We start from the raw sequence: 23,338 nt of genomic DNA, 5'->3' as shown, positions 1-23,338 counted from the left end.
CTCGGGATTGCTCACTGGGTCACTCCGTACAGGGCGAGCAGGTTCTTCATCCGTTCCTCGGCGAGCTTCGGGTCGGGGAACAGGCCCAGGCCGTCGGCGAGTTCGTAGGCGCGGGCGAAGTGCGGGAGGGAGCGGGCCGACTGGAGGCCGCCGACCATGGTGAAGTGCGTCTGGTGACCCGCGAGCCAGGCCAGGAACACCACGCCGGTCTTGTAGAAGCGGGTCGGCGTCTGGAAGAGGTGGCGGGACAACTCGACGGTGGGGTCGAGGAGTTCACGGAATCCGGCCGCGTTCCCGGTGTCCAGGACGCGGACCGCCTCCGCCGCCAGCGGGCCCAGCGGGTCGAAGATCCCCAACAGGGCGTGGCTGAAGCCCTGTTCGTCGCCCGCGATCAGCTCGGGGTAGTTGAAGTCGTCGCCGGTGTAGCAGCGGACGCCCTGCGGCAGTCGGCGCCGGATGTCGATCTCCCGCTGAGCCTCCAGGAGCGACACCTTGATGCCGTCCACCTTGTCCGGGTGGGCCGCGATGACGTCGAGGAAGGTGTCCGTGGCCGCGTCCAGGTCGGACGAGCCCCAGTAGCCCTCGAGCGCCGGGTCGAACATGGGGCCCAGCCAGTGCAGGACCACGGGTTCGGCGGCCTGGCGCAGCAGATGGCCGTAGACCTCCAGGTAGTCCTCGGGCCCCTTGGCGACGGCCGCGAGCGCGCGGGACGCCATGAGGATGGCCTGCGCGCCCGACGCCTCGACGAGGGCCAACTGCTCCTCGTACGCGGCCTGTACGTCGGCCAGGGAGGCCGGGCCGGTGATCTGGTCGGTACCGACACCGCACGCGATCCGGCCGCCAACCGCCTTGGCCTCGGCGGAGGAACGGCGGATCAGCTCGGCGGCACCCGCCCAGTCCAGGCCCATCCCGCGCTGGGCGGTGTCCATCGCCTCGGCGACCCCGAGCCCGTGCGACCAGAGGTGGCGGCGGAAGGCGAGGGTGGCGTCCCAGTCGACGGCGGCCGGCGAGTCGGGGCTCGTGTCGGCGAAGGGGTCGGCGACGACGTGCGCCGCCGAGAACACCGTACGGGAGGTGAAGGGGGTGCCGGTGGTGACGGCGAAGGGTTCGGAGCGGGGTTCGTAGGCCCGCAACCCGCCCTTGGAGTCGGGGAGTTGGATGGTCACAGCGTGATCTCCGGTACGTCGAAGCGGCGGCCCTCGGCGGAGGACTTCAGCCCCAGCTCGGCGAGCTGGACGCCACGGGCGCCGGCCAGCAGGTCCCAGTGGTAGGGGGCGTCGGCGTAGACATGGCGGAGGAACAGCTCCCACTGGGCCTTGAAGCCGTTGTCGAAGTCGGTGTTGTCCGGCACTTCCTGCCACTGGTCGCGGAAGACCTCGGTGGCGGGGAGGTCCGGGTTCCAGACCGGCTTGGGGGTGGAACTGCGGTGCTGGGCACGGCAGTTGCGCAGACCGGCGACGGCCGAGCCCTCCGTGCCGTCGACCTGGAACTCGACGAGTTCGTCGCGGTTGACGCGGACGGCCCAGGAGGAGTTGATCTGGGCGATGGCGCCGCTGTCGAGTTCGAAGATGCCGTAGGCGGCGTCGTCGGCGGTGGCGTCGTAGGGCTTGCCGTTCTCGTCCCAGCGCTGCGGGATGTGGGTGGCGGTGATGGCCTGCACGGACTTGACCCGCCCGAACAGCTCGTGCAGGACGTACTCCCAGTGCGGGAACATGTCGACGACGATGCCGCCGCCGTCCTCGGAACGGTAGTTCCACGACGGGCGCTGGGCGGTCTGCCAGTCGCCCTCGAAGACCCAGTAGCCGAACTCGCCGCGGATCGACAGGATCCGGCCGAAGAAGCCGCCGTCGATGAGCCGCTTGAGCTTCAGCAGACCCGGCAGGAACAGCTTGTCCTGGACGACACCGTGCTTGATGCCTGCGGCGTCGGCGAGCCGGGCCAGCTCCAGGGCTCCGTCGAGGCCGGTCGCGGTCGGCTTCTCGGTGTAGATGTGCTTGCCCGCCGCGATCGCCTTCTTGATCGCCTCCTCGCGGGCCGAGGTGACCTGGGCGTCGAAGTAGATCTCGACGGTCGGGTCGGCGAGGACCGCGTCGACGTCCGTGGAGACGTTCTCCGGGTCCAGCCCGTGCTGCTCGGCGAGCGCCTTCAGCGCGTACTCGCGCCGGCCGACGAGGATCGGTTCCGGCCACAGCACCGTGCCGTCACCGAGGTCCAGCCCGCCCTGCTCGCGCAGCGCGAGGATCGAGCGGACGAGGTGCTGGCGGTAGCCCATGCGCCCGGTCACGCCGTTCATGGCGATACGCACCGTCTTGCGTGTCACGTGTTTCCCTTCGTCCGCATGCGTCCCAGCGACGCAGCAAGCGCTTTCTATCTACGCAGAAGCTAGCCTTTGCACACTGGTCTGTACAAGACCGTGATGGGGTCGAGTTGTTCGAGGGGGCGAACGACAGGGGTCGATGGCCTTATCGTCTGCTCGGACGGGGGCTTCCTTTGAGCAGCCAACGGGCTTTTTTTGCGCAGCCTATGCATGGATATACGGATGTACAGACGCATACACGGCGTTCGACAGGACGCGCGACCGGAGGACGAACGACATGACGGTGACCCTGGCGGACGTGGCGGCCCGCGCCCAGGTCTCCCCCGCGACGGTGTCGCGCGTACTGAACGGCAACTACCCGGTCGCGGCGACCACCCGTGAGCGGGTACTGCGGGCGGTCGACGAACTCGACTACGTCCTCAACGGTCCCGCGAGCGCGCTCGCGGCGGCCACCTCCGACCTGGTCGGCATCCTGGTCAACGACATCGCCGACCCCTTCTTCGGGATCATGGCGAGCGCGATCCAGTCCGAGATCGGCGGACCGGGCGGCCGGGCGGGCGGTGAACGGCTCGCGGTGGTCTGCAACACCGGCGGCTCCCCGGAACGCGAACTGACCTACCTCACCCTGCTGCAACGCCAGCGGGCGGCGGCCGTCGTCCTCACCGGCGGCGCGATGGAGAACGCCCCGCACGCGGCGGCGGTCGCGGCGAAGCTGCGGAAACTGGGCGAGGCGGGGACGCGGGTGGTCCTGTGCGGTCGGCCTCCGGCGCCGGACACGGGCGCGTTCGCGCTGACCTTCGACAACCGCGGCGGCGGCCGGGAGCTGACCGAACACCTCATCGGCCTCGGCCACCGCCGCCTCGGCTACATCGCGGGCCCGGAGGAACGCACGACCACCCGGCACCGCCTGGAGGGCCACCGCGAGGCACTGTCCGTGCACGGCATCGACGAGGACCCCCGCTGGACGGTCCACGGACGCTACGACCGGCGCTCGGGCTACGAGGCCACGCTGGAGCTGCTGCGACGGGACCCGTCACTGACGGCCGTGGTCGCGGCGAACGACTCCGTCGCGGTGGGCGCGTGCGCGGCCGTGCGCGAGTCGGGGCTGCGGATCCCGGACGACGTCTCGGTCGCCGGCTTCGACGATCTGCCGTTCAGCGTGGACGCGGTGCCGTCGCTGACGACGGTGAGGTTGCCGTTGTCGGAGGCGGGGGCCCGGGCGGGACGGATCGCGATGGGGCGGGAGGAGCCGCCGCCGGGCGGGATCGCTACGGTTCGGGGGGAGTTGATGGTTCGGGGGTCTTCGGGGGTGCCGCGGAAGTAGTCGGGTGTGGGGGCCGTCTCCCGGTTCATTGAGGCGGCCCGATCCGACAGGCCCCCGGTGTCTGCCCCCCCGTGCGGCTGAACGTGTCGATGAAGGCGCTGGTCGTGGCCCAGCCGCACTGGTGGCCCGTTTCGCTGACCGTCGCTCCCTCCGCGAGGAGCACCATGGCGTGGAAGACGCGGACGTTGGTCCTCCACTGCGGATACGTCATGCCGAACTCGGTTCTGAACAGCCGGGCCAGGGTGCGTTCGCTCACGCCGATGCGGCGGGCCAGCCAGGTGGCGGCGTGCGTGGTCGTCGTCCTCACGGGCGCCCTGCTGATACGACCGTTCTGGCGCTACGACGTCACCAAGGCGCAGCCACCGTCCTCGCAGCCGTAGAGCGGGCCTACACCCGCACCACCCCGTGCCCTGATCCCGTCCAGGAGTCAGCCGTAGTGATAACGGGCCTTGATGACCACCACGGCTTTTTCCTCGACCGCGTAGACCAGGCGGTGTTCGTCGTTGATCCGCCGGGACCAGAACCCGGACAGGTCGCCCTTCAACGGTTCCGGCTTTCCGATGCCGGCGAAGGGATCGCGCCGGCAGTCGTCGATCACCTTCGCCAGACGACGACACATCTTCGGATCAGTCGTCGCCCAGTACATGAAGTCGTCCCATCCATCGGGCGTGAAAAGGACATCCCTCACTCCTCACCGTCCACCGCGTCGTACAGCTCGTCCATAGTTTTGTGGACTGTCTCCGCTCCCGCCTTGTAGTCCGCGATGGCCTTCATCAAGCGGGCGGCATTGGCGGGGGAACGCAGTAGATAGACGGTTTCCTGCCACGACCGGTAGTCATCGGCGGACATCAGCACCGCATCACCGGAGCGGGAGGTGATCTCGATGACGGTGTGGTCGTTGTTGACCTGCTCGATGAGGGGGAACAGGGTCTTCCTCGCCTCGCTGGCACTTATGGACATGACGGACACCCTTCTCCCGAGTGGTACAAGGAAACGGTACCAGTAGTGGTGCCTGTTTTCGGTACGACTCCCGAGGAGTAGCCACGAAGGCGCGGACGCCCTAGGCTCAACCCGGCGATATCTCTGACTGAGTCAACCATCCGGGAACCGACCATGACCGTCCAGGACATCCGCTCCTTCAACCGCTTCTACACGAACGTCATCGGCGCCCTCGACTACAGCCGCCACCTCTACGCCCCGTACACCCTCACCGAGTCCCGCGTGCTGTACGAACTCGCGCACGCCCCGCACACCGACGCGGCCGATCTGCGTTCCGAACTGTCGTTGGACGCCGGGTACTTGAGTCGGATCCTGAACCGGTTCGAGCAGGACGGGCTGATCGAGCGGGGGCCCTCGAAGCGGGATCCGCGGCGGCGGGAGGTCACGCTCACCGTGCGGGGGCGGGAGACCGCCGGGCTGCTGGCCGAGCGGGCGGACGAATCCGTCGGGGCGCTGCTCGCGACCGTGCCGGCCGCCGATCGGCCCCGGCTCTCCGAGGCGCTGCACACCGTACGGGCGATCCTGTCGGACGGGCGCCGGCCGCGGCCCGAGGATGTCGTGCTGCGGGAGCCGGGGCCGGGCGATCTGGGGTGGATCGTGCAGCGGAACGCGGCGCTGTACGCCACCGAGTACGACTGGAACGCCGACTACGAGGGGCTCGTGGCCCGGATCGTCGCCGACTTCGCCGAGGACCACGATCCGCATCTGGAGCGGGTGTGGATCGCCGAGCTGGACGGGCGGGCGGTGGGGTGTGTGATGTGCGTGCGCGACGAGGCGCCCGGTACCGCCCGGCTACGGCTGCTACTCGTCGAGCCCGACGCGCGCGGGCTGCGGATCGGGGACCAACTGGTGTCCGCGGTCGTCGAGTTCGCACGCGGAGTCGGCTATCGGGACCTCGTACTGTGGACCAACGACATCCTCGGCGCCGCCCGCCGTATCTACCAGCGGCACGGTTTCGTCCTGACCGCCGAGAAACCGCACCGCTCCTTCGGCCAGGATCTCGTCGGCCAGGACTGGCGTCTCGACCTGCACACGACGGCCGAGTGACGAGTAGGGTTTTGACCATGAAGTTCGCGTTCTCCACCCTCGGTGTCCCCGGGCTCCCCCTGCCCGCCGTACTGGACCTCGCCGTCACGCACGGCTATCACGGCGTCGAGTTGCGCGCGCATCCGGAGGAGCCCGTGCACCCCGGTATCGACGCCGCCCAACGGGCCGACGTGGTCGCCGGGTTCAAGGCGGCCGGGGTCGAAGTCCTGGGCCTGGCCGGGTATGCGCGGGTGGCCGCGCCGGGGGACGACGACGACGTCCTCGCGGAGGTTCGTGAACTCCTGGAGCTGGCACGGGACTTGGGCGCGCCCTTCGTGCGGGTCTTTCCCGGTGGCGGCACCGAGCAGTCCGAGGCGGAGGCCGATGCCGCGGCCGCGCGGCGGCTCGGTACGGCGGCGGAGTGGGGTGCCGACCTCGGCGTACGGATCCTGCTGGAGACGCACGACTCGCACCGGACCGGCGCGGACGCGCTCCGTGTGCTCGGCCCGGTCGGGCACCGGAATGTGGGCGCCCTGTGGGATGTGATGCACACCTGGCTGGGCGGCGAGCAGCCGTCGGAGACGTTCGCCGCGCTGGGCCCGTATCTCGGGTATGTGCAGGTCAAGGACATCGCGTCGGCCGAGGACACGACCCCGCTGCCGCTCGGGGCGGGTGTGCTGCCGCTCGCCGAGTGCGTGGAGGTGCTGGCCCGGCACGGGTGGGACGGCTGGCTGTGCTGGGAGTACGAGAAGCGGTGGTACGAGGCCGCCGCGCCGCTGGACGGCCTGCTGGCCGCCGGCCACGATCATCTGGCGCGGCTGCTCAACGACTCTGCCTGAATCACATCGTGGGCGGGGGTGGGGTTGCTGGGAACTGGGCTTCGGCTCGGGGATGACCTGCCGCTGCCGGCCGAGTTGCCCGCCGCCGGTGCGCGGGGGCCGCCCGTATGCCTTCGGCGGCCAGGCACTTCAGTGCAGGTTTTCGGGCTCGGTGGCAACCGGCCTGCTGAGGTGTGCCGACGTCACCGCGTCGCCCCCGGACCGCCGCATCTTGGAATGGGCGTTGCGCGTGCGGTGGTGGAAGGTGAGCAGGGCCAGGAGGGTCGCGCCCGTGAACCACACGAGTTCGAGGGCGAGGTGGGCCGGGGTCGGGGTGAGGGAGAAGCCCGCGGCGGTGGCGGCCTGGGAGGTGCCGTAGGTCGGCAGGAAGCGGATGAAGGAGCTGTCGGCCCCGGAGCTCCACATGGGGTTGGGCAGGAGGTCGTCGAGGACGCTGATCATGACCAGGGCGAACATACCCTCGACCTCGCGGTGCAGGACGGATCCGAGGATGACGCCGATCGCCCCGTAGGTCAGGGCGGCGCAGAACAGGGCGGCGGCGAGCTGGAGGGGCTGTTCGGGCGTCCAGAAGAAGCGGGTGACGGCGGTGGCGTAGACGGCGACGAACGCGGAGGTGAGGGTGAGGGAGGTGGCCTTGGCGGTGACGAGGTGGAAACGGGGGTAACCGGCCATCGCCAGGCGGCGGTCGAAGCGATGGCCGGTGAACGTGGCGGCGAACATCATGAAGCCCGTGATCAGGGTGACCGCCATGATGGCGCCGGTGATCTGGGTGAGTTCGTTGCCGGCCGGTGCCAGATGCTCTCCGGTGGAGCGCAGATGGAGTGGCGCGGGCCGGTCCGGAATGGAGACGTAGGCGAGCGAGATCCACAGCGGGATGTAGACGACGATCAGCAGCATGGCGAAACGGTTTCGGCTGTGCTCGACCAGGTCGTAACGGGCGGCGGTCGCGTACAGGGTCAGGTGTCGTCTCATGGAGCTCATGGAGTTCATCGAGTTCATGCCGCTCATGCCGTCGCCGTTTCGTACGGGCGCAGGACGCCGCCCTCCAAGTGCCAGAGCTCATCGAGGCGTTCAATGTCGTAGGCCAGGTGGGAGACGACCAGGACGGAGCGGCCGGCGTCGCGAAGGCGGGCGGCCAGGTCCCAGAAGCGCTGGTAGGTGTCCCAGTCGAAACCCTGGTAGGGCTCGTCGAGCAGCAGGACCTGGGGATCGTGCATGAGCGCCAGGGTCAGGTTCAGCTTCTGCCGGGTGCCGCCGCTGAGCACTGCGGCGCGTTCGTCGGCGTACTGGGAGAAGTGAAGGACGTCCATCACCTCCTCCGCGCGCTTCAGGTCGGGCAGTTGGAAGGCCGCCTTGAAGTACCGCAGGTGCTGGCGGACGGTGAGGGCGTCGTTGAGGACCACGTCCTGCGGGCAGTAGCCGAAGCGGCCCGGGTAGTGGACGGTTCCGGCCCGTGCCCGCAGTTCACCGGCAAGGATCTTCAGCAGCGTCGACTTGCCGGCGCCGTTCTCGCCGACGATCCCGGACAGCCGGCCCGGCCGCAGGTCCAGGTCGATGCCGCGCAGGACGTCGCGCCGGCCGTAGGCGTGCCGTAGGCCCCGTACTTCCAACGTCCGTCCTCCTTGGTCCACTTCCTTTGATCCGCCGCGTCTTCAACGCTCGGCGGTCAAGGGCGGACACGGGGGCTACCGGGTCCTTCGGGTGTTCCACGCGGGCAGTTGCTCGAAGACGGCGACGGCGTCCTCGCGCCAGTGCCGGCGCCAGGTCGCGGCCTCGGCGGAGGCGGCCTCGGCATGCCGGTCGATGGCCGACTGCAGGCGGGTGTGCACCTCGTGGCGGTAGGCGATGTCGCGGATACGGTCGATCGTCCGCTCGGTGCGGTCGGGGTTCCCGAGAGCGGACCTGACGGTGGCGTGGTCGTCCCCGTCCGTGGCGGCGAGCAGGTCACGGACCAGGTGGGTGACGCGGCCGGCCCGCAGGTCGGCGCCGAGGGGCTTGCCGGTGATGTCCGGGTCGCCGAAGAGGTCGAGGTAGTCGTCACGCAGTTGGCCGCCGAGGCCGGCCAGGCCGGCGTAGCGGCGCAGGCTCTCCTCGTGCTCGGCCGGCTCCTCGCCCGCGGCCAGCAGGCCCAGGCGCAGGGGGGCGAGGATGGAGTAGCGGGTGGTCTTGTATTCGTACACCGTCTCCAGCAGTGCCTCGTGGGCGGACGGGGTGACGTCGCGTTCGAGGTCGAGGATCTGGCCGATGACGGTGTCCGTCGTCACGCCGAGTTGTACGTCGATCATGGCCTGTCTGCGATCGGCGGGGAGGTCGGCCCGGAACAGCTCGCGCAGGGCCAGGAAACCGGCGAGATCACCGGTCATCATGGCCAGTCCCAGCGCGGTCTGCGGGTTCTGAGGAAGGTCCTCGCGCAGCGCGTAGTACGTCGAGGGGCCGCCACGGCGCAAGGGCGAGTCATCGATGATGTCGTCAAGGATGAGCGCGTGGCTGTGGAGGAGTTCGAGACTCAGCGCGGCCTCCAGCAGCCCCGGGACCTCGGCCTCCGGCTCCTCCGCCGCCGTGACGAGGCGGGCCGCCTCGTAGAGCAGGGCGACCCGGATCCGCTTCCCGCCGCGCAGCGACAACTCCGCCAGCAGGTGCAGACACCGGGGCGTGAAGCGACCCAGCCGCGAGCCGCCCATGTCGTCGGCGAGCTCGGCGAAGTACTTCTCGAAGGCCGCGTCGAATCGCCGCTGGTGACCGGCGGCACGCTGCAAGGCGGTGTGAGCACTGCTGTTCATCTGCGATCAGGCCGTCTTTCCGTCATCTCGTGTTCCTCGGGGAGGTCGGTGGCCAGACTGCCATCGCCGTGGAACATGCCGCGGCCTACGCTTCCGCGCGCCCCCGCGCGCCCCTCGTACGGGGCGGGCGCGTCGCGGTTGATCACTGATCGCCGCTCCTACGATGACGCTCCATGACGACTGGTTCCAGCCGCCGGAGCACACCACGGCCCGGCGACCGCAGCGGCCCGGTGCCCGGGCACATCGCCGTCATCCTGGACGGGAACCGCCGCTGGGCCAGAGCCGAGGGCCGCGACTGCGCCTGGGGATACCTGCGGGGAGGCGACCGGGCCCGGCAGTTCCTCGGCTGGTGCGACGCCGCGGGAATCGACGTCGTGACGCTGTACGCGGTGTCCCTGGACAACCTTCGGCGCGAGGACGACTCCGTCGCCGCCAGCCTGCGGGCGGTGGCCGTGACGCTGCGGCAGCTCGCCCGGGAGACCCGCTGGCGAATCCGGCTGATCGGCCGGATCGATCTGCTCGACGACCGGATCGTGCGGCAGCTACGGGACACGGTGGACCCCACTCACGCGGTGAGCGGGCCGACGGTGAACATCGCCCTCGCGTACAGCGGACGCGAGGAGATCCTCCAGTCCCTGCGAGTGCTGCTGTCCACCCCGGAGGGCATCACGCAGGCGCAGGCCGGGCTCACTCAGGACATGCTCGCCCGGCATCTCTACACCGGCGGGCTTCCCGACCCGGACCTCATCATCCGGCCCTCCGGCGAACAACGTCTGTCCGACTTCATGACCTGGCAGTCCATCTACAGCGAGCTGTACTTCTGCGAGACGGGCTGGCCGGGGTTCGACGAGTACCATTTCGAGCGGGCGCTCGCCCACTTCGCGTCCCGCAGCCGCCGCTACGGGCAGTGACAGCCCCGGATTCCGACGGTCCAGGATCCCGGGCCGCTCACCACCGGGTGGCCGCCGCCCCCCGCACCGTCCTCGGCCACGACCGGGCCCCCACCTGGAAGGCGAACGAGGCGAGCCCTCGCGTACCCAGAGCCGTCGGGCGGGTGAAGACGTCGTAACCCTGCCGTTCGACCTGGGTCAGCATGACACGGTAGTGCTCGACGACCGCCCACACGAACGGTTCGCAACGGGGATGAACCAGCTCGGCGACCTCCACCCCGCGGGCGAACAACTCACGGGCGCGCTGCACCTCGAAGCGGATCAGACCGCGCAGTCGAGGCGTGGGCCGGGCCGCGCGCAGCTCGTCATGGGTCACGCCGAAACGCCGGAGGTCCTCGGCCGGCAGGTAGATCCAACCCCGGCGGAGGTCCTCCGCGACATCCCGCACGATGTTGGCGAGCTGCAGGGCCACGCCAAGCTCGTCCATGGCCTGGTCGGCTCGGGCGTGGGTCGGCTCCATCACCCGCAGAACCATGCGTCCGAACGACCCGCAGATCCCCTCGGCGTACTCGCGAAGCTCCTGCCAGGTGGCGTACTCGCGCACCTCCAGATCCGCGAGCCACCCGTCCAGCATCGTCTCGACGTCATCGAGATCGAACGCGTACACCTCCGCTGTGTGGGCGAACGCCTGCCCCAGGGGATCGGTGCACTGGCCGCGACGCAGATCCGTGAGCATCCGCTGACGCCACACCTCGTACCGGTCGGCGCGCGCTTGGGGGTCCCCGCTGTCCAGCAACTGATCCGCCCACCGGGCAACCGCGTAAACGGCCCAGATGTGCGGTCGCTTGTCCGGGGGCAGCAGCAACGTACCCGCCCAGTCAGCACGCCCGTCGAAGGCCAGCAGCAACCGGCCGCACAACCGGTACGCCTCCCGCAGCACCGGATCAGTGATCCCGGCCCGGTCCAGAGCACTCCGGTCACCCAGCATTCGGTATCCGCCCTTCGGTCAGCAACGCCTGCCTCATGGCAACGCCGCTGCCCGACCCGGGTCACTCCCCTCTCTTATAAGGTGCTCCGATGCCCCCGCGCCCCGCTCTCCGCCGCCCCGTCGTGCCCCCGTCCCGATCATGAGCCTCACCCGCACGTTGATCGACATCCGGCCGCTGCGGACCTCGCCGGTGTTCCGGCGTCTGCTGATCGGGCGGACCGTGTCCGTGCTCGGCTCGTTCATGACCATGGTGACCGTCATGTACCAGGTCTGGGACATGACCCGCAGCACGGTCTGGACCGGTGGGGTCGGGCTGGCGAGCGCGGTGCCCTTGGTGGTCGTCGGTCTGTTCGCCGGTTCGTGGGTGGACCGCGGGGACCGGCGGCGCATCTTCCTCTTCAACACGGTGGCGCAGGCGGTCTGTTCGCTGCTGCTGGCCGTCCAGGGGTTCACCGGTCATGTCCCGGTGCTCGGTGTGCTCGCGCTGATCGCCGCGCAGTCCGGGTTCGGCGCGGTGGGCGGCCCGGCGTCGGGTGTGTTCATACCCCGGCTGCTGCCGAAGGACCAGGTCGCGGCGGGCCTCGCGCTCAACACGATGTCCTTCACCACGATGATGCTCGTCGGCCCCGCGTTCGGCGGCCTGCTGATCGGCTGGGCGGGCATCGGCGCCTGCTATCTCGTCGACGCGCTCACCTTCCTGATCGCCTTCTACGGTGCCTTCGGCCTGCCCGCGCTGCCGCCCGAGGGCGAGCCTTCGCGGGCCGGACTGCACGGCATCCTGGACGGCCTGCGCTTCCTGGCCGGCCATCGGGTGGTGCGCGGCGCACTGCTCACCGACCTGGCGGCCACCGTGCTGGCGATGCCGGTCAGCCTCTTCCCGCTGATCAACTCCGAGCGTTTCGGCGGCAGTCCACGCACCCTGGGTCTGTTCCTCTCGGCGATCTCGGTGGGCGGCATCACCGCGTCCGCGTTCTCCGGCGCGGTCACCCGGCTCGGCCGCCCCGGCCTGGTGATGCTGCTCGGCGCGAGCACCTGGGGCGCCGCGTTGGCGGCCTTCGGCCTGATGACGAACCCGTGGGCGGGCCTCGGCTGCCTCGCCCTCGCCGGTGGGGCCGACGCCTGCTCGGTGGTCTCCCGCAGCACGATCGTCCAGACCCACACCCCGGACGCCCTGCTGGGCCGGGTCTCCGCCGCCGAACAGATCGTCGGCCAGGCGGGCCCCAACCTCGGCAATCTGCGCGGCGGTTTGGTCGCGGGCGCGAGCTCCGGGGCGACGGCCATGGTCAGCGGCGGGTTGTTGTGCGTGCTGGCGATACTGACCGTGGGCGCGAGCACACCCGAGCTGCGGGCGGCCGAACCCGCTACGCCGACGGTCGAGCCGTGAGCTTCGTCGTCTCGTCCAGGCACCACTCCAGTACGGCGGGCCAGGGACCGTACCCCGCGTCCAGGTCGAGGTGCCCCGCGCCCGGGATGATCTCGGTGGGGATGCCGTACGGGTCGCCGTACACGGTCCCGGCGCCTTCCGGGCAGTACGGGTCGTCGTCGCCGGCAACCAGCCGGGTCACCCCGGGGAGCGTCAACACTCCCTCGGGCAGGGCGAATTCGGCGATCTCGGGATGCCCTACGACGACGGAGGCGGACGGCGGTGCGACCAGCAGCACCCGGTCGACGTCGCCGTCCCCGACCACCCCGCGCGCGACGGCGTGCAGCCACAGCAGGACGGAGGCGCTGTGCGCGACGACGACCGACGGCCCGGCAAGGTCGAGCCGGCGGCGCAGTTCGGCGAGCCACATCTCCAGGTCGGGGTCGTCGGCATCGGGCAGTTGCGGATAGTCGACGTCGTGGCCGAGAGCTCGGAGCCGGTCGGTGAGCCAGTGCTGCCAGTGGTCCTTCGGGCGGTGGTTCTGCCAGCCGTGGAGGATGAGGTAGGCGGTCATGTGCCGATCCTCGCCGCGTCCCACCCTGTCGATCAAGTTAATCTTTTGGGGTGGAACAGGTAAGCGGAACCTTCACGATCGACCTACGGCGCCTGGCCGTCCTGCGGGAACTCCAGCGCCGGGGCAGCCTGGCGAGGACGGCGGAGGCCCTGCGGCTGACCCCCTCGGCGGTTTCGCAGCAACTGGCGGCCCTGGCCCGGGAGGCGGGGGTTCCGCTCACCGAACGCGAGGGGCGGGGCGTACGGCTGACCGGTCAGGCCCGGGTGCTGCTGGCGCACGCCGATGCCATCGCCGCCCAACTGGAGCAGGCGCGCGCCGACTTGGCGGCGTACGGGGAGGGCGGGCGCGGGTCGGTGACCGTGGGCTGTTTCTCCAGCGGGATTCTCGGGCTTCTGCCCGCGGTGCTGCGAGGTCTGGGGGAACGGCTGCCGCAGGTGCGGGTGGACGTGGTGGAGGCCGAGCCGCCGGACCTGTTCACCGCGCTCGACTCCGGGCAGGTCGATGTGGCGGTGGCGGTGGACTTCGCGAAGGCGCCGCCGCACACGGACGACCGGTACAGCAGGGAGGACCTGTTCACCGATGTGCTGGATCTCGTCGTACCCGCCGGCCATCGGCTCGTCGGCCAAGGGCCGGTGTGGCTGCGGGAGTTGGCGCGGGACGCGTGGATCATCGGGGCTGCGGAGAGTTGTTGCGGTGCCGTGGCCCGGTCGGTGTGCGCGGCGGCCGGGTTCACGCCGGACGTACGGCACGCGGTGAGCGACTGGGGTGCGCTGGCCGCGCTGGTCGAAGCGGGGCAGGGGGTGGCGTTGATTCCGCGCCTGGTGCGGGAGTTGTACGTGCGCCGCCGGGTGGTGGTGCTGGAGACAGAGGGGGAACCGGCGGTACGGAACGTGTTCGCGGCGGTACGGGCGGGGTCGGAGGGGGATGCGGTGCTGGAGGTGGTGCGGGATCAGCTGCTGGCCTCAGGGGAGGCACTGCTCGGCTGAGGACACGGGCAGCCGGACTGACGTGCCGCGCCCGGGGCCCCGGACGTCGAAGTCGCGGTGACCGCCGGTGCGGTGAACCCGGCCACCCTCACCCTCACCCGTACCAGCACGGTCGCCGCAGAGGGCTACGCCCCGGGCGGGCTGGGCGAGTTGACGCAAGTCATCCCTTACGAACCGGTCGACGCCGTGCTGGGAGGAGACCGGCCGGGTCCGGCAGCGCCCGCGGGACCTTCCCTCACGCGTCGCGGGAGCGAGAAGTCAGGCGGGCGGACACCACCTGGCGGGCCCGGACTACGAAGTGCCGTCTGCCCTCCGGTTGCCCGCTGAGAGGCCGTCGAAGAGCAGGGTGAGCGTGGACTGGAGTTCCCCGCCGAGCGATGGTGATACATCGGCGCCGGTGTCCCCGCTCCAGCGGTACAGGGCGCCGAGGTAGACGTCCCGCAGGACGTATCCGGCGTGGCGGGCGGACACCTCGCTGGACAGGCTTCCCTCTTCTTGTCCGGCCTCGATGATGCTGGTGAAGATCTGCGCGACGTACGGCGTCTCCGACAGCGGGCGCCCGGCCTTGACCCAGGCGTTGAGCAGGGGTACGGCCACGTGGCGCTCGTCCATGTTCATTTTGGCCAGGATGGCCATGCAACGCCTGAGCCGACTTACCGTGTCCGTGCCCCAAAGCGGATCATGTTCCGTCATGGCCTCTTCGAGTGTGCGGCGCCGGTATTCACCCCAGGCACTGATCAGGTCTTCCTTGCGCTGGAAGTAGTTGAAGAAAGTGCCGCGAGCGACGTCGGCACGCTCGGCGATCTCGTCGATCGTGGTGTTGTCGTAGCCCTGCTCGGCGAACAGCGTCAGGGCATTGGTGTAGAGGCGCTCCCTTACTTTCTGTTTGTTCCGCTCGCGACGGCTCAGTGACGTCGTTGTCTCTGGCGGGTGCGTCGACATAGAGGTCTCCTGGTGTTTCCTCAGGAAGAGTTAAACCGGCGTACATGTATGACCTGAAGTCTAGTATGTGGCAGCGGGATTCCCACTGTTGGTCGGCAGGGCGCCGAGCGCCAGGCTCGCCTCCATCGCTTCGAGGGTGTCGTTTCCGAGCAGCCACCCCGCAGAGACGTCGATGCCGCATTCGAGGCGCAACTGTTGCGACAACCGCACCGCCATCAGGGAATCAAGCCCGAAATCCCGCAGACACCGCCGTCCGTCGAGGTGGGCGGACTCCATGCCGAGGAGCGCCGCCGCTCGTGTGCGTAGCGCGCCGTGCCCGGTCCGTCCCGCCTGTTCCGTCTGCTCACCCGGGCCTTTCCGCCCGCCCTGCCGCAAGGCATCGTCCGCCGCCGACGGCATTCGGCCCATGACTGACCCCTGTGGCCGGGGCGCGGACGACAGTTCCGGCGCTGTTGTCGGCCTCGTCCGCCGCACGATGCGTACGACGCGCTGCGAGGCGTGCGTCAGCCAGCGGTGGGCGGGCGTCGCCGCGGGGCTTGAGAAGGTACCGCTGACCGGGCGGAGACGCAGCCGTCTGAGCCGGATGTCCGAGAACCGGGCCAGCGTGCTCCCGTCGCGGGAGACCACGGTGACCTCGCCCCGTGCCTGGTCCGTGCCGGGAACAGGGGTGAGCGAGCACATGGTCCAGAACTCGTCGGTCAGGTCGGCGTACAGCTCCACACTCCCGAAGCCCGCGGGCACGTAGACGTCCCGGCCGGGCAGCCCCCGGGCGGCGGGCCGGGCCGCCAGCAGTGGCTGCAGTACGCTCTCCCAGGCGGCGGGCAGAGGCACTTTGGGGGCCCTCATCCGGGCTACCGCTTCACCGTCGCGCCGCCAGAGCTGTTCCACCGCCTCGAACGCCGGGCTGATCTCGATGCCCAACCGGGCGGCACCTGCCCGGAACGCTGCCCCCGGGACATACTGCCGGCAGCGCGCGAGTGCGTCGTCCGCGGCCTGTGGAGCCGCAGGAGCGCACTCACCGGTGCCGAGCTGCTTCAGCCGCGCCGTCAGGCATGTCACCCGTTCCCCCGTACGCCTGTTGTGGGCGGTCACCATGGCGAACCGTGTGCCGTCCGCGTCGGCGCTGTGCACTGTCGTGCACAGCGTCAGATCGTCGGCGTCGGCCAGGTCGACCAGGTGATCGCCGAGCGACGCGTCACGCAGGGCAACCATTCGCCCCGGTTCAATCTCGTCGGCGAACCGGAGCAGCGCGGCGGCGTACACGACCGGCGGCACCGGTGCCACACCCCGCAGGCGCACCGCCCCGCTCCAGTCGGACAGCCCCAGTGCGGACAGCGGGACCTCGTCGGCCCGGGTCGGGGCTGGAACGGACGGAGCCGACTCCGTGGGGTGGCGGCGGAAGACGGTGCCGTCCCACGGGTAGGCGGGCAGGGCCACGAGCCGGTGTCCGCCGCGGTACCAGCGGTCCCAGTGCACGACGCCGCCTGCCGCGAAGAACCGCCCCACCGCACAGGCCAGTTCCGGCCCCTCCGGGCAGTGTCGGCGCAGCGAGGACACCACGGCCCCGCCGTCCGCTGCGGTCAGCGTCTCCTCGACGGCCGCCAGCAGCACCGGATGCGGGCTGATCTCGACGAACACACTGTCCTCGGCCCGGGCCAGGACGTCGACCGTGCTGGTGAACAGCACCGGTTGGCGCAGGTTGTCCGCCCAGTAGGACGCGGTGAGTTCCGGGCCCGCCACCGCGGTGCCGTTCACCGTGGAGACCAGCGGGACCGTGGTGGCTCCTGGAGACAGGTCGGCGAGCTCAGCGAGCAGGTCGTCGCGCAACTCGTCCATGAACGGCGAGTGCGAGGCGACGTTGACCTTCACCGGGCGGCAGAGCACGCCGCGCTCCTGGAGTTCCTGGGCGATGCCGGCCAGGACGTCCGGCGCGCCCGCGAGTACCGTCGCCGTCGGGGAGTTCTCCGCCGCCACGCAGACGGCGTCGCCGTGCTGCGCGACGATGTGGCGCGCGTCGGACCCGGAGAGTTCGGTGGCCAGCATGGCACCTCGGCCCGCGGTACGCCGCATCAGTCGACTGCGGCGGGAGATCACCGCCGCCGCGTCCGTGAGTGACAGAGCCCCCGCTGTGTGGGCGGCGGCCACTTCTCCCATGCTGTGGCCGATACAGACGTCGGGGTCGATCCCGCGCTCACGCCAGGCGGCGGCCAGCGCCACCTGCACGGCCCAGAGCACGGGCTGCACGCGCTCCACATCGGTGGGGAACTCCGTCTCCACGGTGTGCAGGAACTCCACCGCCGACCAACCGAGTTCGGCCCTCAGCGCACGGTCGCACGCGTCCAATGCGGTACGGAAGGCGGGGGAGCGTTCGTAGAGTCCGCGCCCCATGCCGACCCACTGCGAGCCCTGCCCGGGGAAGACGAAGACCGCCCGGCGCGGCCCCCCGTAGCCTGCCTCTCCGATACCGCCCTGGGCGACGGGACGGTTCTCGGCCAACGCGCGCAACTTGCTGGCCAGGTCGTCGTGGTCGGTCCCCACGACCCACATCCGGTACGGGTGTGCCGCACGGCGCAACGCCGCGGTGGCGCACAGATCACGCAGCTCTCTGTCGTGGCCCGCGCCGCCGGGAGAGAGGTGCTCGGCGTAGGCACCGGCGAGCCGGAGCAGGGCCGTGCGGGATCTGGCGCTGATCACCAGCAGGTGGGGTGCATCGGTCGAGCCGGTGCTGGTCTGCGCTGCGGTGGTCTGCGCCGGCACGGCCTTCGGCGTGGGGGTGTGTCGGTCACTGTCGCGGCTCGCGGACCGGCCGCCGGTGGCCTGGGCTTCCTCGGGGACGTACTCGGACACCACCACGTGCGCGTTGGTCCCGGAGAGGCCGAAGCAGCTCACACCCACATGCGCCCGGTGACCGCCCCGGGTGAGGGGGCGGTTCTCCCGCACCAGCTCCACGGGCAACGTGCCGTTCCTGAGCAGCCGGTGGGGCTCCGTCTGGTGGAGGGAGGCGGGGATCACGCCGTGGTGCGTGACGAGGACCGACTTGATCAGGCCCGCGATGCCGGCGGCGGCCTCCGCGTGACCGATGTTGGATTTGACCGACCCGATGGGCAGCGGTCGGCCGGGGCCGCGCTCCTGGGCGACGGCGACGGCCAGCGCTTCGAGTTCCACGCTGTCCCCGACCGGCGTTCCCGTGCCGTGCGCCTCCACGTAGTCGAGCCGGCCCGGGGTGATGCCCGCGCTGCGACAGGCCTCCGCGAGCATCTGGACCTGCCCCTCCACCGAGGGCTTCAGGAGCAGACCGCTGCCTCGGCCATCGTTGGTGACCGCACTGCCCGGCAGCAGGGCGAGCACCGGGTTGCCCTGGCGCAGCGCGTCGGACAACCGCTGCAGGACGACGACGCCGACGCCCTCGCTGCGCACGAAGCCGTCGCCGTCGGCGGAGCCGAAGCGGCACCGTCCGGTCGGGGAGAGCATCGCTCCCTGCGAGTAGGCGATGGCGTCGTGAGGGGAGAGGATCACGTTCACACCGCCCGCGATGGCGAGGTCGCTCTCCCCGCAGAGCAGGCTCTGACGCGCGGCGTGCACCGCGACCAGTGACGACGAGCAGGCGGTGTCGAGGACGACGCTGGGGCCGCGCAGGTCGAACGCGTACGACACCCGTCCCGCCGTCACCGCGCGCAGCCGGCTGCCGGTCGCCTCGCGGATGTCGCGTTCATGGGCCGACGGCCCGCTCTCTCCGTACTCAGCAGTTGCCTGGCCGATGAAGACTCCGGTCCGGCTGCCGGCCAGGCTGGACGGCAGGATGTGGGCCGCCTCGAAAGCCTCCCAGACGACCTGGAGCAGGATCCGCTGCTGCGGGTCCATCCCCTGCGCCTCAACCGGCGCGATCCCGAAGAAGGCCGCGTCGAACCGGAACACATCGTCAAGGAAGCCGCCGTGCCGGGAGACCGTACGACCGGGGGTGCCCGACTCGGGTGCGTAGTACGGCGTGATGTCGAACCGGTCCGCAGGGATCTCGGTGACCGCATCGGTTCCGCTGGTGAGCGACGTCCAGAACTCCTCGACGCCCACGGCGCCGGCAAACCGGCATCCCATGCCCACCACCGCTATCGCGGTGTCCTGCGCGCAGACCGCGTGGTTCATCCGAGGTTCCCCCTACTCCCGGTTAAGTTCAAAAATATACCCGAGAACAAGTTTGTGTTCCCAGTCACACTTAGATTGAAGTCAGGATGGTCAAGCACGTGCCAGATATTGACCAAGAAATGGCAATGGAATATTCATTGAATCGTCAAGTTTGCCGAGTGAATCGGGCAAGTGGGTGCTTCTCATGGCGGATCGGCCCCAGTATCGCCTTGCGAGCAAGTATGTACTTGCAACTATTCTTGGATTGCAATGCATGAATGGGGCTGGGTTTATTGAAGGCCACGAACGAGCGGCCAAGGGGGATGACCGTATGGATTCCGTGGATTCCTGGGTGAACGCGAAGATCCGATTCATAGCCGTGGGAGGGCACGCACTGCTGCGCGGTGCGCTGTGCACCCTGCTGGCGCACGAGGAGGACCTGGTGGTCATCGGCCAGGTGCCCGACGGAGAGGCCGCCTTGGAACTCGTCGGCCGCAGTCGGCCCGATGCCGTGCTGTTGGACGTGGAGCGGACCGGGCCCGAGACGGTGCGCACCGTGATGCGGATGAGGGACTCGAGCCCGAGCACCCGTCTCATCGCCATGACTCGCTGCGCCGAACCTTCGTTCCTCAGGGCGTTGACCCGGGCGGGGGCGTACCGGTGTCTGACGAAGGAGACCACGTACAGCGTTCTGGTGGGTGCCCTGCGGGGGGAGGCGCAGGAGAGCGCGAGCGTGTCGGGACCGCTCGCGGGCCTTACCCAGCGCGAGGCCGAGATCATGGGCTTCGTCGCACAGGCGCTCAGCAACCGCCAGATCAGCCGGAAGCTCGCAATCACCGAGGACACCGTGAAGCGGCACCTGCACAACGCCTTCAAGAAGCTCGGTGCCCGGTCACGCCTGGAGGCGGTGCAGCGGCTTTACGGAGGCCTGACGCAGTCCAGCCGGCCCACGGTCCCGCACGCCGGACGGACCCCCGTCGGGGCCGGATCCGGCCCCGACGGGGTGCGCTGCTGAGGCGGCCGTCAGGGTCCGATTTCCCCGGCCGCCTCTTCGGCGGCGGCCGGGGGCAGCACACGCTTGGCGGTGTTCAGCGCGTTCATCACGCGTGGCACGCCCGCGTAGGCCGCCACGTGCGTCAGCAGCGCGATGATTTCGGTCCTGTCGGCACCGGCCCGCAGTGTCGCCTTCAGGTGCAGCTCCAGCTGCGGCTCGCAGCCACCGAGCGTGACCAGCACCGCGAGCGTTGCCAACTGACGCGTACGCAGGTCCAGTTCCGGACGTCCCACGATCTCGCCGAAGACGTACTCCACGATGGTGTGGCCGAACCGCTCGTCGAGCGGGGCGACACCCGCGACGACGGCTTCGGGATCGATGCCCAGAGACCGCATCACCTCCGCGCCGTGTCGCTCGCGGGAGCTGACGCCCGGCGAGGCGGCACCGACGGTGGGCGGGACGTCCTGGCGGACGGCGGACTCGGTCATCGTCTTCCCCTCTCCTGTGGTCCGAAGCTCGCTTCGCTGCCCTGCGTCACCGGGTGACCGGCATGATCGGCGCGGGGTAACGCTCGCCCGTCACGGCGTCCGGGGCGAAGACGCGGTCGAGGGCGGCCAGGTCCTCCGCGGTCAGTTCGAGTCGTGCCGCCGCGATGTTCTGCTCCAGGTACGGCAGCCGGCGGGTGCCGGGAATCGGCACGATGTCCTCGCCTTGGGCAAGCACCCAGGCCAGGGCGACCTGACCCGCCGTGACGCCGTGGGCGGCGGCGGCCTTCTCCAGCGTGGGCAGCAGAGCGAGGTTGGCCTCCAGCCCGCCCTCCGCGAACCGCGGGTTGCCCAGCCGGAAATCGGTCTCGTGCAGGGTGTCCGTGCTGCGCACCGTACCGGTGAGAAAGCCACGGCCGAGCGGCGAGTAGGCGACCAGTGCGATGCCCAACTCACGGCAGGCGGCCAGCACGCCGTCGTCGACGACGTTCCGGGTCCACAGCGAGAACTCACTCTGGACGGCGGCGATCGGGTGCACAGCATGGGCGCGGCGCAGGTTGAGCGCGCTGACCTCGCTGAGCCCGATGTGGCGCACCTTCCCCTCCTGCACGAGCCGGGCCAGCTCGCCGACGGTCTCCTCGACCGGGGTCACCGTGTCGAGGCGGTGCACGTAGTACAGGTCGATCGCCTCCACCCCGAGGCGCCGCAGAGACGCCTCGCAGGCTGCGCGGGCGTAGGCCGGGCTGCTGTCGTTCCAGCGACGGCCGTCGGCCCGCCGGATGCCGAACTTGGTAGCGATGACGGCCTCGTCCCGACGACCGCGCAGGGCCCGGCCGACCAGCTCCTCGTTGCGGCCGCTGCCGTACATGTCCGCGGTGTCGAGGAGAGTGACCCCGGAGTCGAGCGCCGAGTGGATCACCCGCACCGACTGGGCGTCGTCGGCGGGTCCGTAGAACTCGCCGCTCATTCCCATGCAGCCGAGACCGATCGGTCCGACGGCCGGACCGTCGGCCCCGAGCCGGCGGGCGGGGCCGACGAGCCGCCCCGGGGAAGTCGTTTCGGGTGCCATGAACGAACTTGTCCTTCCTGGTGGGTATGTAGGAGGCGGGACAGGGGCGGTGACGCGGATCACCGCTCCCGTGCCCGACGGGTTCAGCGCGCGGTGGTGACGAACTCCTGGAAACTCGCCTCCTGCAGCTTGAGCTGGGCGTGGATGTCGCCGCCGAGACCGAAGAAGCCGATGGCGCCGCCGTAGTTCTGCTGGTAACTCATCCAGAGCAGGACGATGTTCACGATGCGTCGCGGGCCGGGGGCACCGGGAGCCGGGAACGGGTTCGGCAGGGTCGCCCGATAGTGGCCCTTACCGGCCGAGTCGGCCAGGAAGACGTTGGGGATGCCGAGCGGTCCGGGCCGGAACGGTCCGGCGGGGGCGGGGGCCAGGTCGTTCTCCCGCAGGGACATCACGGTGTACATGCTGTCGGGGATGAGACCGGAGAACTCGAAGCGGAATTCCGCGTCGTGCTCGCCGTTCACCGTGGCTACCTCCAGCCAGCCCTGCGCCTGCGCCCACTGCCCCAGCGTGACCGGCTCGGTGACCCGGCGGCCGTCCTCCGGGCGCAGATCGGGGATCGGCACCTCGTGGAAGGGGTAGCTGGGCCGCCGCACCAGGTGCGCCTGCGGGCACTGGTCGGGAGCGAACAGCATCGGGTAGTTGTTGCACGGCAGTGGCAAGGGCAGCGTGTACAGGACCATGTCCCGGTCCGCCGGGGAGAGTTCGGCCGACAGCTCGCGCACGATCCGGTATGGCGCGTTCTGGCCGTGCGGCGGCAGTTCGCTCTCGGGGGAGACGATCGCCGACCCCCACTCGGAGCGGACCGAGCCGTCCGGCCCCGGCCGGTTGACCCGGCCGACGACGACGAAGTCACCGTCCGCGTTCATGACCTCGCTGGGCGGGTAGGTCGGCCCCTGGGTGGTCAGGCTGAGCTCGTACGTCCTGGTCGTCATGGTCTCAGGCCTCGACCCGGGCGTACGTCTTGGTGTACAGGCCGCCCTCGCCGCCCTGCGGGATGATGTACTTTTCGCGCACCTCGGTGAGGATCGCCTCGTACGCCGGCGTCCTGAAGACGCCGTTGTGCCGGACCGGGTCCACCGAGAAGCCGGCTACGAACAGCACGCCGGGCTCGGTGCTCAGCAGCGAGTGGTAGGCGAGGAACACCTCGGACTCCTCGGAGTTCCGCACGGTCTCGAAGATGGTGCGGTTCCGCCACTCCCGGTACTCCTCCAGGACCGGCGGCTTCACTTCCACCCGGCGAAGCTGGACGTACGGGGTTTCGGGCAGCGCGCCCGCGCAGTCCTTGGGCGCCTCCACGAACTCGTGGACGTGCCGGCGGAAGTCACCCGCCACGAAGGGCGAGACGGCCTCCCACTGTTCCCGCGCGTCCCGCTGAAACCGACTGAGGTCCTCGTCTCCGGACAGCGGCCGCAGTTCCAGCAGCGCGTCGTCCTCCAGCGAGCGGTAGAGCGTGCGCCCGTCCTGGTACCGGGCATGCAGCTCCAGCCAGTTCTTGACGGCGCTGTCCGACTCAGCTTCCTGAACCGGGACTTCGGTGACGAGCAGCAGACGTGTGGACATGGTGAGGCTCACTCCTCAGGAACGAAAGGATGGCAGGGAGAGATGGCAGGGAGAAGGGGGAAGAAGGGGATGTGGAAGTG

The 23,338-nt window shown here is 70.1% G+C and carries 23 protein-coding genes; 7 read left to right on the top strand and 16 right to left on the bottom strand.

Translation table 11 applies throughout. The features are described 5' to 3' along the window. Positions 1 to 11: 11 nt before the first annotated feature. Both ABZT04_RS19815 and ABZT04_RS19810 read right to left on the bottom strand, forming a co-directional pair. Positions 12 to 1,166 carry a dihydrodipicolinate synthase family protein gene (locus ABZT04_RS19815; RefSeq protein ID WP_356057962.1) on the bottom strand — a complete coding sequence of 385 codons (1,155 nt, stop codon included), beginning with the start codon at positions 1,164 to 1,166 and terminating at the stop codon, positions 12 to 14. Next, a complete protein-coding gene (locus ABZT04_RS19810) occupies positions 1,163 to 2,320 on the bottom strand; it encodes a Gfo/Idh/MocA family oxidoreductase (protein ID WP_356057960.1) in 1,158 nt (385 codons plus the stop codon). The genes ABZT04_RS19815 and ABZT04_RS19810 overlap by 4 nt, the downstream gene beginning before the upstream one ends. 274 nt (positions 2,321 to 2,594) lie before the next feature. On the opposite strand from ABZT04_RS19810, the gene ABZT04_RS19805 reads away from it, so the two are divergent. Then, positions 2,595 to 3,641 carry a LacI family DNA-binding transcriptional regulator gene (locus ABZT04_RS19805; RefSeq protein WP_356057959.1) on the top strand — a complete coding sequence of 349 codons (1,047 nt, stop codon included), beginning with the start codon at positions 2,595 to 2,597 and terminating at the stop codon, positions 3,639 to 3,641. A gap of 25 nt (positions 3,642 to 3,666) precedes the next feature. Here the strand turns inward: ABZT04_RS19805 and ABZT04_RS19800 are convergent, their stop codons facing one another. From ABZT04_RS19800 to ABZT04_RS19790, 3 genes are all read right to left on the bottom strand, one after another. Then, positions 3,667 to 3,897, bottom strand: coding sequence for a helix-turn-helix transcriptional regulator (locus ABZT04_RS19800; protein WP_356058082.1), 231 nt, complete (start codon positions 3,895 to 3,897; stop codon positions 3,667 to 3,669). 171 nt (positions 3,898 to 4,068) lie between these two features. Further along, positions 4,069 to 4,329 carry a Txe/YoeB family addiction module toxin gene (locus ABZT04_RS19795; RefSeq protein ID WP_356057958.1) on the bottom strand — a complete coding sequence of 87 codons (261 nt, stop codon included), beginning with the start codon at positions 4,327 to 4,329 and terminating at the stop codon, positions 4,069 to 4,071. Continuing rightward, entirely contained in the window at positions 4,326 to 4,601 is a 276-nt protein-coding gene (locus tag ABZT04_RS19790) for a type II toxin-antitoxin system prevent-host-death family antitoxin (RefSeq protein WP_356057957.1), read from the bottom strand. Before ABZT04_RS19790 ends, ABZT04_RS19795 begins: the two co-directional genes overlap by 4 nt. A 153-nt stretch (positions 4,602 to 4,754) precedes the next feature. Between ABZT04_RS19790 and ABZT04_RS19785 the strand changes: the two genes are divergently transcribed. Both ABZT04_RS19785 and ABZT04_RS19780 read left to right on the top strand, forming a co-directional pair. Beyond that, positions 4,755 to 5,687: a bifunctional helix-turn-helix transcriptional regulator/GNAT family N-acetyltransferase gene (locus ABZT04_RS19785; protein ID WP_356057955.1), complete on the top strand. Its 933-nt coding sequence runs from the start codon at positions 4,755 to 4,757 to the stop codon at positions 5,685 to 5,687. A gap of 17 nt (positions 5,688 to 5,704) precedes the next feature. Next, entirely contained in the window at positions 5,705 to 6,505 is an 801-nt protein-coding gene (locus tag ABZT04_RS19780) for a sugar phosphate isomerase/epimerase family protein (RefSeq protein WP_356057954.1), read from the top strand. 129 nt (positions 6,506 to 6,634) lie between these two features. On the opposite strand, the gene ABZT04_RS19775 is transcribed toward ABZT04_RS19780, so the two are convergent. From ABZT04_RS19775 to ABZT04_RS19765, 3 genes are all read right to left on the bottom strand, one after another. After that, positions 6,635 to 7,477 carry an ABC transporter permease gene (locus ABZT04_RS19775; protein ID WP_356057953.1) on the bottom strand — a complete coding sequence of 281 codons (843 nt, stop codon included), beginning with the start codon at positions 7,475 to 7,477 and terminating at the stop codon, positions 6,635 to 6,637. A gap of 32 nt (positions 7,478 to 7,509) precedes the next feature. Then, positions 7,510 to 8,115 (bottom strand): ABC transporter ATP-binding protein, encoded by a 606-nt coding sequence (locus tag ABZT04_RS19770; protein WP_356057951.1) that lies wholly within the window; start codon positions 8,113 to 8,115, stop codon positions 7,510 to 7,512. Positions 8,116 to 8,190: 75 nt separating this feature from the next. Next, positions 8,191 to 9,285, bottom strand: a complete 1,095-nt coding sequence (locus ABZT04_RS19765; RefSeq protein ID WP_356057950.1) for a polyprenyl synthetase family protein — start codon at positions 9,283 to 9,285, stop codon at positions 8,191 to 8,193. Between the two features lie 173 nt (positions 9,286 to 9,458). Between ABZT04_RS19765 and uppS the strand changes: the two genes are divergently transcribed. Further along, entirely contained in the window at positions 9,459 to 10,196 is a 738-nt protein-coding gene (uppS, locus tag ABZT04_RS19760) for a polyprenyl diphosphate synthase (RefSeq protein WP_356057948.1), read from the top strand. Between the two features lie 37 nt (positions 10,197 to 10,233). On the opposite strand, the gene ABZT04_RS19755 is transcribed toward uppS, so the two are convergent. Further along, complete coding sequence (locus ABZT04_RS19755) at positions 10,234 to 11,163, bottom strand: phytoene/squalene synthase family protein (RefSeq protein ID WP_356057947.1); 930 nt, start codon at positions 11,161 to 11,163, stop codon at positions 10,234 to 10,236. A gap of 139 nt (positions 11,164 to 11,302) precedes the next feature. Here ABZT04_RS19755 and ABZT04_RS19750 point away from each other — a divergent pair, with 139 nt between their 5' ends. Next, positions 11,303 to 12,547: an MFS transporter gene (locus ABZT04_RS19750; RefSeq protein WP_356057946.1), complete on the top strand. Its 1,245-nt coding sequence runs from the start codon at positions 11,303 to 11,305 to the stop codon at positions 12,545 to 12,547. Here ABZT04_RS19750 and ABZT04_RS19745 read toward each other — a convergent pair. After that, positions 12,525 to 13,100 carry an alpha/beta hydrolase gene (locus ABZT04_RS19745; RefSeq protein WP_356057944.1) on the bottom strand — a complete coding sequence of 192 codons (576 nt, stop codon included), beginning with the start codon at positions 13,098 to 13,100 and terminating at the stop codon, positions 12,525 to 12,527. The two genes, ABZT04_RS19750 and ABZT04_RS19745, sit on opposite strands and share 23 nt — an antisense overlap. A gap of 50 nt (positions 13,101 to 13,150) precedes the next feature. On the opposite strand from ABZT04_RS19745, the gene ABZT04_RS19740 reads away from it, so the two are divergent. Continuing rightward, positions 13,151 to 14,086, top strand: coding sequence for a LysR substrate-binding domain-containing protein (locus ABZT04_RS19740; RefSeq protein WP_356057943.1), 936 nt, complete (start codon positions 13,151 to 13,153; stop codon positions 14,084 to 14,086). A 291-nt stretch (positions 14,087 to 14,377) separates the two neighbouring features. On the opposite strand, the gene ABZT04_RS19735 is transcribed toward ABZT04_RS19740, so the two are convergent. Beyond that, positions 14,378 to 15,028 (bottom strand): TetR/AcrR family transcriptional regulator, encoded by a 651-nt coding sequence (locus ABZT04_RS19735; RefSeq protein ID WP_356057942.1) that lies wholly within the window; start codon positions 15,026 to 15,028, stop codon positions 14,378 to 14,380. 60 nt (positions 15,029 to 15,088) lie between these two features. Then, positions 15,089 to 19,168, bottom strand: coding sequence for a beta-ketoacyl synthase N-terminal-like domain-containing protein (locus tag ABZT04_RS19730; protein ID WP_356057940.1), 4,080 nt, complete (start codon positions 19,166 to 19,168; stop codon positions 15,089 to 15,091). Between the two features lie 310 nt (positions 19,169 to 19,478). On the opposite strand from ABZT04_RS19730, the gene ABZT04_RS19725 reads away from it, so the two are divergent. Then, positions 19,479 to 20,162 carry a response regulator transcription factor gene (locus ABZT04_RS19725; RefSeq protein WP_356057939.1) on the top strand — a complete coding sequence of 228 codons (684 nt, stop codon included), beginning with the start codon at positions 19,479 to 19,481 and terminating at the stop codon, positions 20,160 to 20,162. 8 nt (positions 20,163 to 20,170) lie between these two features. Here ABZT04_RS19725 and ABZT04_RS19720 read toward each other — a convergent pair whose 3' ends face one another. From ABZT04_RS19720 to ABZT04_RS19705, 4 genes are all read right to left on the bottom strand, one after another. Then, positions 20,171 to 20,629: a carboxymuconolactone decarboxylase family protein gene (locus ABZT04_RS19720; RefSeq protein ID WP_356057938.1), complete on the bottom strand. Its 459-nt coding sequence runs from the start codon at positions 20,627 to 20,629 to the stop codon at positions 20,171 to 20,173. A 46-nt stretch (positions 20,630 to 20,675) separates the two neighbouring features. After that, positions 20,676 to 21,695 (bottom strand): aldo/keto reductase, encoded by a 1,020-nt coding sequence (locus ABZT04_RS19715; protein WP_356057937.1) that lies wholly within the window; start codon positions 21,693 to 21,695, stop codon positions 20,676 to 20,678. An 83-nt stretch (positions 21,696 to 21,778) separates the two neighbouring features. Then, positions 21,779 to 22,630 carry a hypothetical protein gene (locus tag ABZT04_RS19710; RefSeq protein WP_356057936.1) on the bottom strand — a complete coding sequence of 284 codons (852 nt, stop codon included), beginning with the start codon at positions 22,628 to 22,630 and terminating at the stop codon, positions 21,779 to 21,781. 4 nt (positions 22,631 to 22,634) lie between these two features. Next, the gene (locus tag ABZT04_RS19705) at positions 22,635 to 23,258 is read right to left on the bottom strand and encodes a hypothetical protein (protein ID WP_356057934.1); all 624 of its coding nucleotides are present in this window, start codon (positions 23,256 to 23,258) and stop codon (positions 22,635 to 22,637) included. Positions 23,259 to 23,338 lie beyond the last annotated feature (80 nt).

The sequence above is a fragment of the Streptomyces sp. NPDC005492 genome (assembly GCF_040605995.1).
Lineage (GTDB): Bacteria > Actinomycetota > Actinomycetes > Streptomycetales > Streptomycetaceae > Streptomyces.
The sequence above is the reverse complement of the archived record's forward strand: the minus strand, read 5'-3'. Positions and strand labels throughout refer to the sequence as shown.

Bases quoted from the DNA above. Each gene is read 5' to 3' on its own strand.
- ABZT04_RS19805 (WP_356057959.1), top strand. From the start codon at position 2,595: ATGACGGTGACCCTGGCGGACGTGGCGGCCCGCGCCCAGGTCTCCCCC.
- ABZT04_RS19790 (WP_356057957.1), bottom strand. From the start codon at position 4,601: ATGTCCATAAGTGCCAGCGAGGCGAGGAAGACCCTGTTCCCCCTCATC.
- ABZT04_RS19785 (WP_356057955.1), top strand. From the start codon at position 4,755: ATGACCGTCCAGGACATCCGCTCCTTCAACCGCTTCTACACGAACGTC.
- ABZT04_RS19780 (WP_356057954.1), top strand. From the start codon at position 5,705: ATGAAGTTCGCGTTCTCCACCCTCGGTGTCCCCGGGCTCCCCCTGCCC.
- ABZT04_RS19775 (WP_356057953.1), bottom strand. From the start codon at position 7,477: ATGAGACGACACCTGACCCTGTACGCGACCGCCGCCCGTTACGACCTG.
- ABZT04_RS19765 (WP_356057950.1), bottom strand. From the start codon at position 9,285: ATGAACAGCAGTGCTCACACCGCCTTGCAGCGTGCCGCCGGTCACCAG.
- uppS (WP_356057948.1), top strand. From the start codon at position 9,459: ATGACGACTGGTTCCAGCCGCCGGAGCACACCACGGCCCGGCGACCGC.
- ABZT04_RS19755 (WP_356057947.1), bottom strand. From the start codon at position 11,163: ATGCTGGGTGACCGGAGTGCTCTGGACCGGGCCGGGATCACTGATCCG.
- ABZT04_RS19750 (WP_356057946.1), top strand. From the start codon at position 11,303: ATGAGCCTCACCCGCACGTTGATCGACATCCGGCCGCTGCGGACCTCG.
- ABZT04_RS19745 (WP_356057944.1), bottom strand. From the start codon at position 13,100: ATGACCGCCTACCTCATCCTCCACGGCTGGCAGAACCACCGCCCGAAG.
- ABZT04_RS19735 (WP_356057942.1), bottom strand. From the start codon at position 15,028: ATGTCGACGCACCCGCCAGAGACAACGACGTCACTGAGCCGTCGCGAG.
- ABZT04_RS19730 (WP_356057940.1), bottom strand. From the start codon at position 19,168: ATGAACCACGCGGTCTGCGCGCAGGACACCGCGATAGCGGTGGTGGGC.
- ABZT04_RS19725 (WP_356057939.1), top strand. From the start codon at position 19,479: ATGGATTCCGTGGATTCCTGGGTGAACGCGAAGATCCGATTCATAGCC.
- ABZT04_RS19720 (WP_356057938.1), bottom strand. From the start codon at position 20,629: ATGACCGAGTCCGCCGTCCGCCAGGACGTCCCGCCCACCGTCGGTGCC.
- ABZT04_RS19715 (WP_356057937.1), bottom strand. From the start codon at position 21,695: ATGGCACCCGAAACGACTTCCCCGGGGCGGCTCGTCGGCCCCGCCCGC.
- ABZT04_RS19710 (WP_356057936.1), bottom strand. From the start codon at position 22,630: ATGACGACCAGGACGTACGAGCTCAGCCTGACCACCCAGGGGCCGACC.
- ABZT04_RS19705 (WP_356057934.1), bottom strand. From the start codon at position 23,258: ATGTCCACACGTCTGCTGCTCGTCACCGAAGTCCCGGTTCAGGAAGCT.